The sequence below is a fragment of the Sphingomonas faeni genome (assembly GCF_040407505.1).
Taxonomy (GTDB): domain Bacteria; phylum Pseudomonadota; class Alphaproteobacteria; order Sphingomonadales; family Sphingomonadaceae; genus Sphingomonas; species Sphingomonas faeni_E.
Genome location: NZ_JAPZPQ010000002.1, coordinates 537,520 through 555,542, shown reverse-complemented (window position 1 = coordinate 555,542; position 18,023 = coordinate 537,520). Strand labels below are relative to the sequence as shown.

Here is an 18,023-nt window from a genome sequence, read left to right as displayed (position 1 = left end):
AACATAGGATGCCTTTAGTCGGATGCACCCGTCCGTTCCAGTCGCGTAACGACGCCATCGGTAGCAATATACGCGGCATCGACCTCGTCGAGGAACAGGCCGTGGCCGAGAATGCCGGGGATCGCGGCAAGCGTGGCCGCGGTCGCGCGGGGGTCGTCGAGGGTGGCGAAGTGGCAGTCGATGACGAGATTGCCTTGGTCCGTCCGATAGTTGTCGCGGATCTTTGGGGCGGCGGCCATGTCTGTCAGCACACGCATTACATAGGCGATGGCGAACGGTAGCACCTCGACCGGCAGCTTGGCGGCGCCGATCCGGTCGACGCGCTTGGAACCGTCGGCGATCACGACCATCCGTGCCGAGCTTGCGGCGACGATCTTCTCGCGCAACATCGCCCCGCCTGCGCCCTTGATGGCGAAACACCGCGAGTCGATCTCGTCCGCGCCGTCGATCGTTAGGTCTACGTGGGCGATGGTGGCGAAGTCGAGGATCTCGATGCCGAGTTCGCGGGCGAGTTTGCCTGAGGCGTCCGAGGTGACGACGGCGCGGATCTGCAGCCCCAGGGCGATCCGCTCGCCAAGCGCTCGGATCGCGAACGCCGCAGTCGAGCCAGTCCCCAGCCCAACCAGCATCCCGTCCCGAACTTCCGCCACGGCAGCAACCGCCGCGGCCTTCTTGTCATCATCGATCAAAGCCATCAGCCCACCCCATCCGTCATGCCGGGCTCGTTCCGGCATCCACCGCTCAACGCACCCGCGAGATTTTGGTTTGAAGGACTCGCACAACAAGCACCACCCCGGCGAAGGCCGGGGCCCAATTGGGGGACGTTGCTAACGAAGCGCAGTCCCTCGTTACCACGACCTTTCCAATTGGGCCCCGGCCTCCGCCGGGGTGGTGCAGTGGCTCTGGGGTGGTGCTGTGGTTGCATGGCCGTGCGTTTGCATACGGGAGTGCGCCCCCTCCTTGTTCTCCCGCGAAGGCGGGAGCCCAGTCTGGATCCCCGCCTTCGCGGGGAAACAATTCTTGGGACGTTCGCGGGCCTTACGTCGCACAAAACATCCCCTCGACAATCAAACAGGTTACTCTTTCTTCCCTATTTCTCACCTCCGCTTTTCAACTGACATACTTCTGGTACATCCTCGTGGTTTAGCCCGACCAACAGCTGCCAACACCTGATCGCGGATTACCAAACTTGATAGCCACACGAATTTCTGCGCGGCAGTGCGCCATCCTGCTGGTGCCCGCATTGGCACTCGCCGCCTGCTCCGGCGGCGACGACAAGGCCCAGGGCAAGGCAGGCCGCGGTGGCCAGCCCGGCCAGGGCACGCCGACCGTCGGCTATGTCGTCGTCCAGCCGACCAGCGTCGCGATGACCACCGAGCTTAGCGGCCGCACCACCGCATTCGAAAGCTCGGACGTCCGTCCCCAGGTCACCGGCATCATCCGCCGGCGGTTCTTCACCGAGGGCACGCTCGTCAAGAAGGGCCAGCCGCTCTACGAGATCGACCCGCGCCTCTACCGCGCTGCCGCCAACGAGGCGCAGGCCAACCTCCAGAGCGCACGCGCCAACCAGCAGGCGCAGACCATCCTCGCACAGCGCTACAAGCCGCTCGCCGAGATGGAAGCGATCAGCAAGCAGGATTACACCAACGCGGTCGCCACCTCGCGCCAGGCCACCGCCTCGGTCGCGCAGACCCGCGCCGCGCTCGAAACCGCGCAGATCAACCTCAAGTTCACGACCGTCCCCGCCCCGATCACCGGCCGCATCGGCCGCTCGCTGTTCACCGTCGGCGCGCTCGTCTCGGCGACGCAGACTGATCCGCTCGCGCAGATCCAGCGACTCGACCCGATGTTCGTCGACATCCAGCAATCCTCCGGCGACCTGCTCGCGCTGCGCCGTTCGCTCGGCCAGAACGGCATCGTCGCGACCCGCGCCGAAGTCCGCCTCACGCTTGAGGACGGCAGCGAATATGGCGCAACCGGCTCGGTCGAGTTCGCCGAAGCGCTGGTCAACACCGAGACCGGCACCGTGACGCTGCGCGCGCGCTTCCCCAATCCGCAGGGGCTGTTGCTGCCCGGCATGTTCGTCCAGGCCAAGTTTGCGCAGGCGATCAACCAGCGCGCGTTCCTTGTGCCGCAGGCGGGCGTGTCGCGCGACGCGAAGGGCAATGCGACGGTCTATGTCGTCGATGCGAACAACAAGGCGGTGCAGAAGAAGATCAAGGCCGACCGCACGCAAGGCGCGTTCTGGGTCGTCACCAGCGGGCTCAACCCCGGCGACAGGATCATCACGCAAGGCCTGTCGAAGATCGCCCCGAACCAGGGCGTGAAGCCGGTGCCTGAAAACACCGCGCAAAAGATCGAAGCGCCCAAGAATGACTCCTCGGGTGGCGACTCCAGCCAGAAAAAGGCCGGCTAAGCCCTTATGTTATCCCGTGTCTTCATCGATCGCCCGATCTTCGCCTGGGTGCTCGCGATCATCGTGATGCTCGGCGGCATCGGCGCGATCATGAGCCTGCCGATCGCGCAGTACCCCGACGTCGCACCGCCGCAGGTGACCGTTCGCGCGACTTTCCCGGGTGCCAACGCCCAGACCATCCAGAACAGCGTGACACAGGTCGTCGAGCAGTCGCTGACCGGCATCGACGGGCTGATCTATTTCAGCTCGTCCTCGTCGTCGCGCGGCTCGGTGACGATCACCGTGACGTTCGAGAAGGGCACCGATCCCGACATCGCGCAGGTCCAGGTCCAGAACCAGGTCCAGCAGACGCTGTCCCGCTTGCCGCAACAGGTCCAGCAGCAGGGATTGGTCGTCCGCAAATCGAACCCGGACAACCTCCTGATCGTCGGCGTCTATGACGAGACTGACAAGCTGACCAACCAGGACGTCTCGGACTATCTCGTCTCGAACCTCCAGGACCCGCTCGGCCGTATTCCGGGCATTGGCGACAGCAACGTGTTCGGCGCGCAGTACGCGATGCGGATCTGGCTGAACCCGAACAAGCTCGCGAGCTTTCAGCTGATCCCGAGCGACGTGACGACCGCGATCCAGGCGCAGAACACCGAAGTCGCCGCCGGCGAGCTCGGCGGGCAACCCCAGCCCGACACGCAGATGCTCAACGCGACCGTCACCGCACAGTCGCGGCTCCAGACCCCCGAGCAGTTCGCCAACATCATCCTGAAGACCACCAACGACAGCGCCGTGGTCAAGCTGCGCGACGTCGCCCGGATCGAACTGGGCGCGGAGAACTACAACGCGCGCAGCCGCGTCAACGCGCATCCCGGCGCCGGCATCGCGGTGCTGCTCGCGCCGGGCGCCGACGCGCTCAAGACCGCCGAGCTGGTCAAGGCGTTCGTCGCCAAGTCCGCCAAGAGCTTCCCGCCCGGTCTGAAATTCGCCTACGCCAACGACACTACCGACTTCATTAAGCTGTCGATCGACGAGGTCGTGAAGACGCTGATCGAAGCCGTCATCCTCGTCGTCATCGTCATGTTCGTGTTCCTGCAAAGCTGGCGCGCGACGCTGATCCCGACGATCGCGGTCCCAGTCGTGCTGCTCGGCACGTTCGGCGTGTTCTATCTCGCCGGCTTCTCGATCAACACGTTGACGCTGTTCGGGCTCGTGCTCGCGATCGGCCTGCTGGTCGACGACGCGATCGTCGTGGTCGAGAATGTCGAGCGCCTGATGGAGGAAAATCCCGAGATGACGCCTCGGGAGGCGACGATCGAGTCGATGAACGAGATCACCGTCGCGCTGGTCGCGATCGCGCTCGTGCTGTCGGCGGTGTTCCTGCCGATGGCGTTCTTCGGCGGATCGACCGGCGTGATCTACCGCCAGTTCTCGCTGACGATGGTGTCCGCGATGGTCCTGTCGGTGCTCGTCGCGCTGATCCTCTCCCCTGCCCTAACTGCGACGCTGCTTAAGCAGAAGCAGAAGGACGCCGACGGCAACACGGAGAAGAGCTGGGGTGAACGCAAATTCCCCAAGGTCGCGCATTTCTTCACGCGCGCGGGCGACAAGTTCAACGACGGGTTCGAGAAGGGCACGCAGAAATATACCAGTGCGGTGCAGTCGGTCATCGACCGCAAGTGGCTATTCCTGCTCATTTATGCGGTGATCGTCGCGGTGCTCGCGGTGCTGTTCCTGCGGCTGCCGACGGGCTTCCTGCCGACCGAGGACCAGGGCTCGGGCATCGTCCAGTTCCAGCTCCCCGCAGGCGCCACGCAAGGCCGCACCTTCGCGCTGCAGAAGCAGATCGAGCAATATTACTACACCAACGAGAAGGCCAACGTCCGCACGATGTTCACCGTCAGCGGTGGCGGCGGTGGCGGCGCGAGCGGCCAGAACACGGGGCAAGGCTTCATCGCGTTCGCGCCGTGGGATGATCGCAAGGGCAAGGAAAACACTGCCGAAGCGATCACCGGTCGCGCATCGAAGGCGTTCGCCGGCTTCCGCGACGCGCAGGTCTATTCGCTGGTGCCACCGGCAGTCCGCGGTCTCGGCTCGTCGAACGGCTTCACGATGGAGTTGCAGAACGCCGGCGGGCTCAGCCAGGTCGAGTTCAACGCCGCGCGCGACAAGCTGCTCGCGCTCGCCCGCGCCGACTCGTCGCTGACCGCGATCCGCCTGACCGAACTGCCCGACGTCGCCACGTTGCGCGTCGATGCCGACCAGCAGAAGCTCTCCACGCTCGGCCTCACGCAGGCCAACGTGAACTCGACGCTGTCGACCGCCTGGGGTGGCCAGTACGTCAACGACTTCATCGACCGCGGCCGCGTCAAGCGCGTCTATGTCCAGGGCGACGCGCAGTTCCGCGCTCAGCCGTCCGACCTGAGCCAATGGTTCGTGCGCGGCTCGAACGGCCAGATGGCGCCATTCTCGTCGTTCGCGAAAACCAGCTGGGGTCAGGCACCGACGACGCTGTCGCGCTTCAACGGCATCGCCTCGTACGAGATCCAGGGCTCGGGCGCGACCGGCGTCAGCTCGGGCGATGCGATGAACCGGATCGCCGAGCTTGCCGGCCAGATCCCCGGCACGTCGGTCGCATGGTCGGGCCTCTCGTATCAGGAACGCCTGTCCTCGGGTCAGGCACCGATCCTCTACGGGCTGTCGCTGCTGGTCGTGTTCCTGTGCCTAGCCGCGCTGTACGAGAGCTGGTCGATCCCGATCGCGGTGCTGCTCGTGATTCCGCTCGGTCTGGTCGGCGCGATCCTCGCCGTCACGCTGCGTGGCCTGATCAACGACGTGTATCTCCAGATCGGCCTGCTGACGACGATGGGCCTGGCCGCGAAGAACGCGATCCTGATGATCGAGTTCGCCGAGCAGGAAGAGAAGAAGGGCAAGCGCGTCATCGAGGCGGCGCTGTCCGCGGCGAAGATCCGGTTGCGCCCGATCCTGATGACCTCGTTCGCGTTCATCCTCGGCGTGTTGCCGCTGGCCCTCTCGACCGGCGCCGGCGCGAACAGCCGCATCGCGATCGGGACGGCTGTGGTCGGCGGCATGCTGACCGCGACGATCCTGGCCATTTTCTACATCCCGCTGTTCTTCGTCCTCGTCCGCCGCGGCGCGCGTGATGGCATCGCCAAGCTGCGGGGCAAGCCGACCGGTCATCAGGGTGGGCATCACGATAGCGATGGTCATGGCGGCGATCACAACGAACCATTGGGCCCACCCGAACCACAGGGCCCTCACCGGCCGGAGCCCGCATGATGCGCTCGCTAGTCCTGATCCTCGCCGCCTCGACCGCGCTCGCTGGCTGCTCGCTCGCGCCGAAATACGCGCGAACCGAACTCCCCGTGCCGCCCTCGCTCCCGGTCGGCGACGCGTACCTCCGCCAGTCGGAGGCGGCCTTGCCCGCGATCACCTATCGCGACGTCTTCAAGGATCCGCGGCTCCAGCAGATCATCGTCCAGGCGCTCGCCAACAACCGCGATCTCCGCGTCGCCGCCGCCAACATCGCATCCACCCGCGCGCAATACCGCATCCAGCGCGCCGACCTGTTGCCACAGGTCGATGCGAGCGGCCGCTACGCCTACTCGGGTGGTGGCAACGGCACCCGCAACACCGTTACGAGTGGTGGAACTGGCGGTAATAGCGGGACCGGAACGGGGACCGGCAATACTGGAACCGGGACTGGCACCGGTACCGGTGGTACTGGGACGGGCACAGGAACCGGCACCGGCACCGGATCGGTGGTCAGCTCGTCGAGCTCGAACAGCGCCTTCTCGGTCGACCTCGGCACCACCGCGTTCGAGCTCGACCTGTTCGGCCGCATCCGCTCACTCACCAGCGCCGCGCTCGATCGCTATTTCGCGACCGAAGCCGCCGCGCGCGCGACCCGCCTGACACTCGTCGGCGACATCGCCGATGCGTGGCTCACCTACGCGTCGGACCAGAGCCTGCTCAAGATCGCGCAGGACACCGTCACGAGTTCGCAGCGCAGCGTCACGCTCACCAACGCGCGCCTGCGCGGCGGTGTCGCCCCGCGCACCGATCTTCGTCAGGCGCAGCAAATTCTGTTCACCGCACAGTCAGACCTCGCACAACAGCGCACCGCGCTCGCACAGGACGTCAACGCGCTGCAACTGCTCGTCGGCGCACCGGTCGATGCGGCACTCCTGCCCGCCTCGATCGAACAGGCCCTGCCGACCGTCGCCACGCTGCCCGCGGGTCTCGACAGCAGCATCCTCCTGCGCCGCCCCGACGTCGTCGAATCCGAATACCAGCTCCGCGCCACGAACGCCGAGATCGGCGCAGCGCGCGCGGAACTGTTCCCGAAGATCTCGCTGACCGGCATCCTCGGGTTCGCCAGCACGTCGCTCACCTCGCTGTTCAGCGGCGGCGCGTTCAACTATTCGGTCGCGCCCTCGGTCAGCTACCCGATCTTCCGCGCCGGCGCCGGGATCGCCGGCGTCGCCTATTCGAAGGCGCAACGCGACGCCGCACTCGCGACCTATGAGAAGACGATCCAGACCGCGTTCCAGGAAACCGCCGACGCGCTGGCCCGCCAGGGCACGATCGCCGACCAGCTCAAGGCGAACCAGAACTTCTCCGAAGCGGCGCTGGACACGTATCGCCTGTCCGACGCGCGCTATCGCGGCGGGATCGACACCTTCCTCAACTCGCTCGACGCGCAACGTTCGCTCTACACCGCACAACGCAACCTCGTCGCGACGCAGCTCGTCGGCGCGAGCAACCGCGTGACGCTCTACCGTGTACTGGGCGGAGACTCGACGCTCGAAGCCACCGCGGGCGGGCCACAACCGGTGACCATGAGCGGCGCACCGCGGCAGGAAACGGACTGACGCATCGGAGGGAATGGAAGCACCAGACGCAACTCCCTTCCCTCTGCCTTTATAACGCACTGACGGACGAAGTTTTTTCGCGTCCCGCCAATCTTACCGTCTCAGCAAGATATTCCAGTCAGAACGGTTGGATGTATGCCCCCCTCCCCGTCGCGGATCGCCGCGCGCGCGATCGATCGCCAGCCCCCGCCGTGTTCGGGCTTGGCGAGGATCCGCGCGAACAGGTCGCCGAACTGCTCGATCGCAAACTCGCGCAGGTCGCGGAAACCTGGCCGATCGCGGTTGCCACGCAGATGGTCGCCTGCGCCCTCCTCGTGGTACTTGCGCTGATCGCACTGCCCACCGCCGGTCTTGGCACCATCGTCCCGTCGATCGGCATCCATGCCGCGATCCTGGCGGCGCTGTCCGCAGGCGTGTTCGGTGTGCTGCGCCTGCCGGCACTGCGCAAATGGCCTGCCTATAAGCGCAACCGCGCGCTTACCGTCGGGGTCGCGGGGGTCGCCGCGCTGTCGCTGTCACTGCTCTGGACCGTCGCGCGCGCGCCGTCGGGGTCGCTGCAACTCGCCTGCTGCGTCGCGGTGCTGGGGATGATCGCGGTTACGGCGGTTAGCGTCCATGCGGTCCGCGCCGCGACGCTCGGGCTCGGCGTCGGGATCGTCGTGATGCTCGCGGTCTGCGCGGGAATCGGCGCGCCGCTGCTGGTCGCGATCGTGTTCCTCGGCTGTCTGGGGATCGTCGCGCACCGCCTCGCGCGGATCGACGTCGCGCAGGAACTGCACCGTGCCGAGAACGCGAACGAAGGCCGCCTCGCGATCCGGATGGTCGCCGAATTCGAGGACCAAGGTACCGGCTGGTTCTGGGAAGCCGACCGCCAAGGCCGCCTGACCTACCTGTCCGCCAAGGTCACCGACGAACTCGGCCTTGCCGACGACGCGGTCGGGCAACCGCTTACCGACCTGTTCCGCATGGACAACGACGCGCCCGGCACCGAGCGGACGCTCGCCTTCCACATCGCCTCGCGCACGTCGTTCTCGGACTATTCGGTGTGCGCCGCGACCTCGCCCGATTGCGAACGCTGGTGGTCGATCTCGGGGAGGCCGGTGGTCGACGACCTCGGGCGCTTCCAGGGCTTCATCGGCTCGGGCCGCGACCTGACCGAACAACGCAAGTCAGAAGCCGAGATCACGCGGCTGGCGCTGTTCGACGGGCTCACCGGGCTGGCGAACCGCCAGCGGATGCGCTCGTCGCTCGACAAGACGCTCGCGCAGAAGACCGGGCCTTACCGCGCGACGTCGCTGTTCCTGATGGATCTCGATCGGTTCAAGGCGGTCAACGATACGCTGGGCCACCAGGCGGGCGACACGCTGTTGAAACAGGTCGCGCAACGGCTCCAGCGTGGCATCGCCGATGCGGGGCTGGTCGGGCGGCTGGGCGGCGACGAGTTCCAGGTCGTGCTGCCCGGCATCGCCGACCGCGATACGCTTGCCGCGCTGTCCCGCGAAGTGATCGCCTCGCTGTCCGAACCCTATTTCATCAGCGGGACGTCGGTCACGATCGGCTGCTCGATCGGCATCGCGATCGCACCCGACGACGGCGACGATGCCGAGACGCTCGTCCGCAACGCCGATCTCGCGCTGTACGCGGCCAAGGCCGACGGCCGCGGCGTCCACCGCTTCTATTCGGACGACATGCTGACCGGCGCGCGCACCCGGAAACTGCTCGAGGACGATCTGCGCGCGGCGATCTCGGATGGTGCGTTCCACCTCTGCTACCAGCCGATCGTCAGCACGAAATCGGCGCAGATCGTCGGCTACGAAGCGCTGATCCGCTGGAATCACCCGACGCGGGGACTCGTCTCGCCTGCCGACTTCATCCCGGTCGCGGAGGAATGCGGGCTGATCGAGGCGATCGGCGAATGGGTGCTGCGGACCGCGTGCCTGGAGGCAGCGCGCTGGCCCGGCTCGGTCCGCGTCGCGGTCAACGTCTCGCCGATCCAGTTCGCCAACCCCGCTCTGCCCGCGCTCGTCACCAGCGCGCTCGCGCAGGCTGGGATCGCCGCGGGACGGCTCGAACTGGAGATTACCGAGGGCGTGTTTCTGGACGAAACACGGTCGTCCGAACAGATGTTCAGGGCGTTGAAGGGAATCGGGGTCCGGCTGGCGCTCGACGATTTCGGCACCGGCTATTCGTCGTTAGGCTATCTACGCAACGCGCCGTTCGACAAGATCAAGATCGACCAGTCGTTCGTGCGTGGCGCCGCCGAGCCGGGCAACCGCAACGCCGCGATCATCAAGGCGATCGTCACGCTCGCCGACACGCTGGGCATGGAGACGACCGCCGAGGGGGTCGAGGTGCAGGACGAGATCGACCTGATCCGCGACCTCGGGTGCAGCCATATCCAGGGCTATGTCTATGGCCGCCCGGTCCGCGCGGACGAGGCTTTGCGGCAATTGGGGGTCGAGAACGGCACCGCCGCCGCAAGCGGCTTCAAGGTGACTCGCGCGACGCGTCACAAGATGCTGCGCTCCGCCCGGATTTTGATCGACGGGGTCCCGGGTGACGTCCGCATCCGCGACATCTCGACCTCGGGCGCGATGCTCGACGGGCTCCGGATCGCCGGCAATCCCGACGGCGTCGAACTGGAGATCGAACTGGTCGAGCACCAGATGTTCGGCGCCCGCATCCGCTGGGCCCGCGCCGGCAAGGCGGGAATCGAGTTCCACGAGGCGTTCAACCTGGAACGACTGAACCAGGGCCACTCCGCGCGTCTTCGCCGGGCGGGGTGAGTTAGGCGGGCCGAGCCGGCGATCGGTCCGACTTTGCGGAAGACCGGTAAAAGGCCACCACCCCGGCGGAGGCCGGGGCCCAATTGGAGAGGTCGTCGTAACAGCGGACGGCGTTCGCCAATCCATGTTTCCCAATTGGGCCCCGGCCTCCGCCGGGGTGGTGTGTAATCTCCTAGGATGGTGGGATAAATTGCCGAGTCCCCCGCTCAACGACGGCCTGCGCAAGAGCCCGGAAGTCCCTCATTCCCGGGAACCAACCGCCGCCTCCCACCGTCTCACCCTCATGGTACATCGCGCCCAGATCAAAGCCGTCGCGTTCGACGTGTTCGGCACCGTAGTCGACTGGCGCTCGGGCATCGCCTGCGATGCCGCACCGATCCTCGCGCGCCTAGGTCGCACCGATATCGACCCGCACCGCTTCGCCGACGGCTGGCGCAAACGCTATCAGCCGGCGCTCGAGGAGGTCCGCAGCGGAAGGCGGCCGTTCGTCATTCTCGACACGCTCCACCGCGAGGCACTCGAAGACCTGCTCCGTCACCACGGCATCGACCCCGCCGCGCTGGACGAAGATACGCTCACCGACCTGACCGGCGCCTGGCACCGGCTCGATCCCTGGCCCGACTCGGTCGAGGGCCTCACCCGCCTTAAGACCCGGTACCCGGTCGTCACGCTCAGCAACGGCAACATCGCGCTGATGCTGGAGATGGCCCGCCGCGCCCACCTCCCCTGGGATGCGATCCTCGGCGCCGAAGTCAGCCGCGTCTACAAGCCGCTTCCCGAATCCTACCTCGCCACCGCGCGGTTTCTCGGAATTGCGCCCGGCGAACTCTGCCTCGTCGCCGCGCATCACAGCGACCTTGCCGCGGCGCGCGCCGCCGGCCTGCAGACCGCCTATGTCGACCGCCCGAACGAATATGGCGGCCGCCCCGCGCCCGACGCGGATGCCGCGCAGGATTGGGACCATAGCGTCGACAGCCTGACGCGATTGGCGGACGAACTGTGCCGATGACCCGGCGACCTGCCCGCGAACCGGTGGAAACGCGCGACGCGTCCCCGTATCGATCGGCCGTATCGAACGCGCACCGGCGTAAAATTCGGCCCGGCGTGCGACCCGGCAGGAATTTGAGATGACCACACAGACGGCCGAGGCCGATTTCCTGACCGGTGGCGGCGAGATGGCCGCGATGATCCGCGCGCATGACTGGTCGTCGCCACTCGGGCCGATCGAGCACTGGCCGCAGTCGCTCCGCTCGATCGTCTCGCTCATGCTGGCATCCAAGTTCGCGATGTGCCTCGCCTGGGGCCCCGAGCTCGGCTTCCTGTACAACGACCATTATGCGCGGATCCTGCACGACAAGCATCCCGCGGCACTCGGCGACCGGCTGCCCGACATCTGGGCCGAACTCTGGCCCGACATCAGTCCGCTCGTCGACAAGGCGCTGGCCGGTGAAGCCTCGTTCTTCGAGAATCTTCCGCTCGTTACCAACCGCAAAGGCTATGACGAGCGCACTTGGTTCACCTTCTCCTACTCGCCAGTCCGCGACGAAAGCGGCGCGATCGCTGGCATGTTCTGCTCGACCTATGAGAGCACCGATCAGGTCCAGACCGAACGCGCGCTGCGTGACGAGCGCGAGCGGATGAGCCAGATGTTCGCGCAGGCGCCGACCTTCATGGCGATGTTGCGCGGGCCCGAACACCGGGTCGAGTTGACCAACCCGGGCTACGACAAGCTGATCGGCCACCGCGAGGTGCTCGGCCGCACCGTTGCGGAGGCGTTGCCCGACGCGGTCGAACAGGGGTTTGTCGACCTGCTCGATCGTGTGTTCGCGAGCGGCGATGCGTTCACCGCGAGCGGGATGCTGTATGCGGTCCAGGCGGAGCCTGGCGGCGCGGTCCACGATCGCTACGTCGATTTCGTCTTCCAGCCGATCCGAGACGCAACCGGGACGGTGGTCGGCATTTTCGTCGAGGGCGCCGACGTTACCGATCGCAAGCGGCTCGAACGCGATCTGCAATCGCTCAACGCCGACCTCGAACAGCGCGTCCGCGATCGCACGCAGGAGCTGGTCGAGGCGCAGGAGGCGTTGCGCCAGGCGCAGAAGATGGAGGCGGTCGGGCAACTCACCGGCGGCATCGCACATGACTTCAACAATCTGCTCCAGGGCATCACCGGCAGCCTGGAGATCGTCCAGCGCCGCGTTGCGCAGGGGCGTGTCGGCGAGCTTGATCGCTTCATCACCGGTGCGACAACCGCCGCCAACCGCGCCGCCTCGCTGACCCACCGCTTGCTCGCGTTCTCGCGCCGCCAGCCGCTCGATCCGCGCTTGGTGAAGGTCAATCCGCTGGTCGCCTCGCTCGAAGACCTGCTCCGCCGCACTACCGGCGAGCAGATCGAACTCGAGATGGTGCTCGCCGGTGGTCTGTGGACGACGCTGTGCGATCCCAACCAGCTCGAGAACTCGTTGCTCAACCTCGTCATCAACGCGCGCGACGCGATGCCGCACGGGGGCAAGCTCACGATCGAGACGTGCAACGCGCACCTCGACGATCATTTCGCCGCCAGCCAGCGCGACGTCCGGCCGGGCCATTACGTCTGCATCTGCGTGTCCGACACCGGCACCGGCATGTCCGCCGACACGATCGCCAAGGCATTCGAGCCGTTCTTCACCACCAAGCCGATCGGCCAGGGGACCGGGCTCGGCCTGTCGATGATCTACGGCTTCGCGCGCCAGTCGGAGGGCTATGCGCAGATCTATAGCGAGCTCGGTCAGGGCACGACGATCAAGCTGTATTTGCCGCGTCACTACGGCGAAGCGGAGCAGGACGAAGCGCTTCCCGGCCTGACGCAGGAGCATGTCACCGATGCCGGCGAAATCGTGCTGGTGGTCGAGGACGATTCGGTCGTTCGCGCGCTGATCGTCGAGGTATTGGGCGAATTGGGCTATCAAGCGATCGAGGCGCATGATGGCCCGGCGGGTCTGGAGCGCCTGCGGACGATGGAGCGGGTCGACCTGCTCGTCACCGACATCGGCCTGCCCGGCCTGAACGGTCGCCAGGTCGCCGACGCCGGCCGTGCCCTGCGTCCGGACCTGCGCGTGCTGTTCATGACCGGCTATGCGGAAAATGCCGCGCTGGCGTCGGGCTTCCTGGAGCCTGGGATGTCGATGATCACCAAGCCGTTCGCGATGGAGGCGCTAGCGACGCAGATCCGGACGATGATCGAGGGCTGAGGCAGGCCGGGCGCGCCCGTCCAATTGCTACCACCCCGGCGGAGGCTGGGGCCCAAGTGGAAAGGTCGCAGTAACGACGCACATCGCTCAGTTGGCAATGTCCCCCACTTGGGCCCCGGCCTTCGCCGGGGTGGTGAGGTTTTGGCGGGGTGGTGAGGTCCTGACGGGGTGGTGCTCTCGTTTTAGAAGAGGAAGAACGCCCCATCCCGTTCCCCCGCGAAGGCGGGGGTCCAGGAATCAAGGAGGTCGACGTTCGTGGCGCCTGGGCCCCCGCGTTCGCGGGGGAACTAGAGCGGCCCCCCCATGTCCAGTGCCTACTCCCACCCGCTCCCCCCGAAGCAACATTTGCCATCTTCCGCCCTTAAATAATTTTTCGTTCCCGCTTCGCCCCCTTGCGCTTCACGAACCCCGCAGAAGTCCACGCGTCGCGAATATGCCGCTCGGCCAACCCGCATGCGAACGCGACGAACCGAGCCCCCGACCACCTCTTCACCCCCTTGCGTCTCTTCGCGCTTTGGCACAATCTCTTGGGGTTGCGTTCGGGGGCGGACCCAATCGCTGGTAGAACAACCCTCGCATAGCCATATGCGATATGACCGTAAGCGCGCCTTCCACCGCCGCGATGGTCACTTTTTGTTCTCCCGTTAGGGGCCGTCCGATGGTAGCATGGCGACATGACGCCGATTCGAACGAATACAGAACACTAGGAGCGGTTTCGATGGATTTCAGAGACAGCAGCCGGGATAGCGACATGACCACAGACACGATCGAACAGACCACCGAAACCGCCGCCGCCGAGGCCCCCAAGGCCCCGCGTCAGGCGCAGGACAGCCACTCCGTGCGCGCGCAGATCTACCCGGTCGAGGTCGATCACAGCCGCGACGCGCTGCTGACCGAATTCGGCAAGGACACGCTCAAGGATCGCTATTTGCTCCCGGGGGAGAGCTATCAGGACCTGTTCGTCCGCGTCGCCTCCGCGTACGCAGACGACGCCGGCCACGCACAGCGCCTCTACGACGCGATCTCGAAGCTCTGGTTCATGCCCGCTACCCCCGTTCTCTCGAACGGCGGCACTGGTCGCGGCCTGCCGATATCGTGCTACCTCAACTCGGTCCCCGACAGCCTCGGCGGGATCGTCGACACCTGGAACGAGAATGTCTGGCTCGCCTCGCGCGGCGGCGGCATCGGCACCTATTGGGGCAACGTCCGCGGCATCGGCGAGCCGGTCGGCCTCAACGGCAAGACCAGCGGCATCATCCCGTTCGTTCGCGTCATGGATTCGCTGACGCTCGCGATCAGCCAGGGCTCGCTGCGCCGCGGTTCGGCCGCCGTGTACCTCGACGTCTCGCACCCCGAGATTGAGGAATTCCTCGAAATCCGCAAACCCTCGGGCGATTTCAACCGCAAGGCGCTGAACCTCCACCACGGCGTGCTCATCACCGACGCCTTCATGGAAGCCGTCCGCAACGGCGACGAATGGCACCTCCGCTCGCCAAAGGACCAGGCGATCCGCGCCACCGTCGACGCGCGCTCGCTGTTCCAGAAGCTCGTCGAGACGCGTCTCCAGACCGGCGAGCCGTACATCGTCTTCGCCGACCACGTGAACAAGGCGATGCCCAAGCATCACCGCGAGCTCGGCCTCAAGGTCTCGACCTCGAACCTGTGCTCGGAGATCACGCTGCCGACCGGCAAGGATCACCTCGGCAACGAGCGCACGGCCGTGTGCTGCCTGTCGTCGCTGAACCTCGAGACATGGGATCAGTGGAAGGACGAGAAGGGCCTGATCGAGGACGTCATGCGCTTCCTCGACAACGTCCTGCAGGATTACATCGACCGCCACGAACCCGGCATGGAACGCGCCGCCTACTCCGCGGGCCGCGAGCGCTCGGTCGGGCTCGGCGTCATGGGCTTCCACTCGTTCCTCCAGGCACGCGGCATCCCGTTCGAGGGCGCGATGGCGAAGTCGTGGAACCTGCGCATGTTCAAGCACATCAGCAGCCAGGCGAACGAAGCCTCGATGCAGCTCGCGATCGAGCGCGGCCCCTGCCCCGATGCCGCCGATGTCGGCGCGATGGAGCGGTTCAGCTGCAAGATGGCGATCGCCCCCACCGCGTCGATCTCGATCATCTGCGGCGGCACGTCGGCGTGCATCGAGCCGATCCCCGCGAACATCTACACGCACAAGACGCTGTCGGGCAGCTTCTCGATCAAGAACCCGTATCTCGAAAAGATGCTGAGCGAGAAGTCGAAGAACAGCGACGCGGTGTGGAACTCGATCCTCGAACAGGGCGGCTCGGTCCAGCATCTCGACTTCCTCTCGGTCGAGGAAAAGGACTGCTACAAGACGAGCTTCGAGATCGACCAGCGCTGGCTGCTCGAACTCGCCGCAGATCGCACGCCCTACATCGACCAGGCGCAGTCGCTGAACCTGTTCATCCCGGCCGACGTCGAGAAGTGGGACCTGCTGATGCTCCACTTCCGCGCATGGGAGCTCGGCATCAAGTCGCTCTATTACCTGCGTTCGAAGTCGGTCCAGCGCGCGGGCTTCGCCGGCGGCGTCGAGGCGGACAACACGATCGACCTGCGCCAGATCGACGTCGAGTCGAAGGATTACGATGAGTGCCTTGCCTGCCAGTAAGGCCTCTCGGCGTTCAAGCGTGACCCCGGCCCGTGACACACGGACCGGGGAGCGCCTGACGCAAAAAACCCCGGCCCGCGCGAAGCGGACCGGGGTTCGGGCAGGCTATGCGGCGCGTGTCGAACGCACCGCCAGCGCGTTATGCCTCTTCTTCGAACGTCACCGCCACGTCGGCGTTGGCGGAAAGCCGGACCTTGCCGTCCTCGATATCCGCAACCAGCCCGAGCGAGATGAAGTGATGATGCCCTTCATGGCTGCCCGTGCCCTCGACGACCTGCGCGCCCGAGTCCTTCTTGGTCAGCTTGATGCGGTTGCCTTCGACCTTGTCGACGGTGCCGACATGGACGCCGTCCGCGCCGATGACTTCGGCATGTTCCTGGATCTTGGTTGCATCGACCATGGTCGTTCTCCTGTGTTGGGTTCGGGTGCTGAACGCGCGCCGGGCGAGTTGGTCGCATGACGTATGGTTCAGCTATCATGTTCGTGGTCGCAGGCGTGCTCGGAATCGTCGGCACCGCGATGCTGCTCCGTTTGCGCAGCCCGAGCATCACCGAGCAACAGACCTACGCGTTCCGCATGATCGGCATCATGCTCACCTCGGGCGCGATCGTCCTCGCGATGTCTGCCGCCGCGATGTGGCAGTGGAGCACGGAAACATGACCGCGTTCGTCGATTGTCCGTCACGCCGCCGCGGCCATCCCGCGCGCCTTCACGAGGAAGCCCCGACATGGAAAGCATAGCAAGGCTTATGATGGGCATCGGCGGCACGATCGCCCTGCTCGGCGGCGTGGCGATCCTCGTCTTCGGCGACCGGATGCGTGAACGCGACGCGCAGGCCGGGCGCGTCAACGCCGCCTACCCCACGCGCGAAAGCCAGCGCCGCACCGCCTTCATCATCGCCGCCATCGGCGCGATCGCTCTTATCCTTCTCTTCGTTTTTTAGTCCGAAAGGCTTACCCCATGTCCCTCCTCCACGCCTCCAAGCAGTACAAGCCGTTCGAATACCCCTGGGCGTTCGAGTTCTGGAAGCGCCAGCAGCAACTCCACTGGCTCCCCGAGGAAGTGCCCCTGGGCGAGGATTGCCGCGATTGGGCGCAGAAGCTCAGCGATCACGAGCGCAACCTGCTCACGCAGATCTTCCGCTTCTTCACGCAGGCCGATGTCGAGGTGCAGGATTGCTACCACGAAAAATACGGCCGCGTGTTCAAGCCGACCGAGATCAAGATGATGCTGACCTCGTTCAGCAACATGGAGACGGTCCACATCGCCGCCTACAGCCATCTGCTCGACACCATCGGCATGCCCGAGAGCGAGTACGGCGCCTTCCTCGAATATGCCGAGATGAAGGAAAAGCATGACTACATGCAGCAGTTCACCGTCGACAATGACGAGGACATCGCGCGAACGCTGGCCATGTTCGGCGGCTTCACCGAGGGCGTTCAGCTGTTCGCCTCGTTCGCGATGCTGATGAACTTCCCGCGCTTCAACAAGATGAAGGGCATGGGCCAGATCGTCACCTGGTCGATCCGCGACGAGAGCCTCCACTGCGAGGGCATCATCAAGATGTTCCACACCTTCTGTCAGGAGCGCCAGTGCCTGACCAAGGCGGTCAAGGACGACATCGCCGACGTCTGCCAGACGACGATCCGCCTCGAGGACAATTTCATCGACCTCGCGTTCGAGATGGGCCCGGTCAACGGCATGACCCCCAAGGAGATCAAGAAGTACATCCGCTTCATCGCCGACTGGCGCATGACTCAGCTTGGCCTGAAGCCGATCTACATGATCGACGAGCACCCGCTGCCCTGGCTCGCGCCGATGCTCAACGGCGTCGAGCACGCCAACTTCTTCGAACAGCGCGCCACCGAGTATTCGAAGGCCGCGACCAAGGGCCAGTGGAACGACGTTTGGGACTCGTTCGACAAGCGCCAGACCGCGAAGAAGGGGCCGGCGGCGAATGTGGACCTGAGCGAAGTTCGGGACATGTTCAGCGATTCGGTTGCTGCTGAATAGGACTTAATTGCAATTGAGGGGAATAAGATGACATGGCCGTAGCTAGAAAACACC

Annotated in this window: 12 protein-coding genes; 10 read left to right on the top strand and 2 right to left on the bottom strand. The window is 65.6% G+C overall.

The window, feature by feature from the left end; translation table 11 throughout:
- Positions 1-14: 14 nt before the first annotated feature.
- Positions 15-695, bottom strand: a complete 681-nt coding sequence (gene rpiA, locus O6X71_RS09120; RefSeq protein WP_353465581.1) for a ribose-5-phosphate isomerase RpiA — start codon at positions 693-695, stop codon at positions 15-17.
- 494 nt (positions 696-1,189) lie between these two features.
- Here rpiA and O6X71_RS09115 point away from each other — a divergent pair, with 494 nt between their 5' ends.
- The 7 genes from O6X71_RS09115 (at position 1,190) to O6X71_RS09085 (ending at position 15,956) form a co-directional block, all read left to right on the top strand.
- Positions 1,190-2,416, top strand: a complete 1,227-nt coding sequence (locus O6X71_RS09115; protein ID WP_353465580.1) for an efflux RND transporter periplasmic adaptor subunit — start codon at positions 1,190-1,192, stop codon at positions 2,414-2,416.
- A gap of 6 nt (positions 2,417-2,422) precedes the next feature.
- Positions 2,423-5,707, top strand: coding sequence for a multidrug efflux RND transporter permease subunit (locus O6X71_RS09110; RefSeq protein ID WP_353465579.1), 3,285 nt, complete (start codon positions 2,423-2,425; stop codon positions 5,705-5,707).
- Complete coding sequence (locus tag O6X71_RS09105; protein ID WP_353465578.1) at positions 5,704-7,302, top strand: efflux transporter outer membrane subunit; 1,599 nt, start codon at positions 5,704-5,706, stop codon at positions 7,300-7,302. The genes O6X71_RS09110 and O6X71_RS09105 overlap by 4 nt, the downstream gene beginning before the upstream one ends.
- A gap of 131 nt (positions 7,303-7,433) precedes the next feature.
- Positions 7,434-10,088: a putative bifunctional diguanylate cyclase/phosphodiesterase gene (locus O6X71_RS09100; RefSeq protein ID WP_353465577.1), complete on the top strand. Its 2,655-nt coding sequence runs from the start codon at positions 7,434-7,436 to the stop codon at positions 10,086-10,088.
- 283 nt (positions 10,089-10,371) lie between these two features.
- Positions 10,372-11,097: a haloacid dehalogenase type II gene (locus O6X71_RS09095; protein WP_353465576.1), complete on the top strand. Its 726-nt coding sequence runs from the start codon at positions 10,372-10,374 to the stop codon at positions 11,095-11,097.
- Between the two features lie 118 nt (positions 11,098-11,215).
- Positions 11,216-13,318, top strand: coding sequence for a hybrid sensor histidine kinase/response regulator (locus O6X71_RS09090; RefSeq protein ID WP_353465575.1), 2,103 nt, complete (start codon positions 11,216-11,218; stop codon positions 13,316-13,318).
- A gap of 718 nt (positions 13,319-14,036) precedes the next feature.
- Positions 14,037-15,956: a ribonucleoside-diphosphate reductase subunit alpha gene (locus O6X71_RS09085; RefSeq protein WP_353465574.1), complete on the top strand. Its 1,920-nt coding sequence runs from the start codon at positions 14,037-14,039 to the stop codon at positions 15,954-15,956.
- Between the two features lie 139 nt (positions 15,957-16,095).
- Here O6X71_RS09085 and O6X71_RS09080 read toward each other — a convergent pair whose 3' ends face one another.
- Positions 16,096-16,356 carry a DUF2171 domain-containing protein gene (locus O6X71_RS09080; protein ID WP_056055125.1) on the bottom strand — a complete coding sequence of 87 codons (261 nt, stop codon included), beginning with the start codon at positions 16,354-16,356 and terminating at the stop codon, positions 16,096-16,098.
- 77 nt (positions 16,357-16,433) lie between these two features.
- Between O6X71_RS09080 and O6X71_RS09075 the strand changes: the two genes are divergently transcribed.
- The 3 genes from O6X71_RS09075 to O6X71_RS09065 all read left to right on the top strand — a co-directional run bounded on the left by O6X71_RS09075 (position 16,434) and on the right by O6X71_RS09065 (position 17,969).
- On the top strand, positions 16,434-16,616 hold the full coding sequence (locus O6X71_RS09075) for a hypothetical protein (protein ID WP_353465573.1): 183 nt from the start codon (positions 16,434-16,436) through the stop codon (positions 16,614-16,616).
- Between the two features lie 88 nt (positions 16,617-16,704).
- Entirely contained in the window at positions 16,705-16,899 is a 195-nt protein-coding gene (locus O6X71_RS09070) for a hypothetical protein (RefSeq protein ID WP_353441031.1), read from the top strand.
- 17 nt (positions 16,900-16,916) lie between these two features.
- Complete coding sequence (locus tag O6X71_RS09065; RefSeq protein ID WP_056060836.1) at positions 16,917-17,969, top strand: ribonucleotide-diphosphate reductase subunit beta; 1,053 nt, start codon at positions 16,917-16,919, stop codon at positions 17,967-17,969.
- The last annotated feature ends 54 nt before the right edge of the window (positions 17,970-18,023 follow it).

Coding starts and splice junctions, on each gene's coding strand:
- rpiA (WP_353465581.1), bottom strand. CDS start 695: ATGGCTTTGATCGATGATGACAAGAAGGCCGCGGCGGTTGCTGCCGTG.
- O6X71_RS09110 (WP_353465579.1), top strand. CDS start 2,423: ATGTTATCCCGTGTCTTCATCGATCGCCCGATCTTCGCCTGGGTGCTC.
- O6X71_RS09105 (WP_353465578.1), top strand. CDS start 5,704: ATGATGCGCTCGCTAGTCCTGATCCTCGCCGCCTCGACCGCGCTCGCT.
- O6X71_RS09100 (WP_353465577.1), top strand. CDS start 7,434: ATGTATGCCCCCCTCCCCGTCGCGGATCGCCGCGCGCGCGATCGATCG.
- O6X71_RS09095 (WP_353465576.1), top strand. CDS start 10,372: ATGGTACATCGCGCCCAGATCAAAGCCGTCGCGTTCGACGTGTTCGGC.
- O6X71_RS09090 (WP_353465575.1), top strand. CDS start 11,216: ATGACCACACAGACGGCCGAGGCCGATTTCCTGACCGGTGGCGGCGAG.
- O6X71_RS09085 (WP_353465574.1), top strand. CDS start 14,037: ATGGATTTCAGAGACAGCAGCCGGGATAGCGACATGACCACAGACACG.
- O6X71_RS09080 (WP_056055125.1), bottom strand. CDS start 16,356: ATGGTCGATGCAACCAAGATCCAGGAACATGCCGAAGTCATCGGCGCG.
- O6X71_RS09075 (WP_353465573.1), top strand. CDS start 16,434: ATGTTCGTGGTCGCAGGCGTGCTCGGAATCGTCGGCACCGCGATGCTG.
- O6X71_RS09070 (WP_353441031.1), top strand. CDS start 16,705: ATGATGGGCATCGGCGGCACGATCGCCCTGCTCGGCGGCGTGGCGATC.
- O6X71_RS09065 (WP_056060836.1), top strand. CDS start 16,917: ATGTCCCTCCTCCACGCCTCCAAGCAGTACAAGCCGTTCGAATACCCC.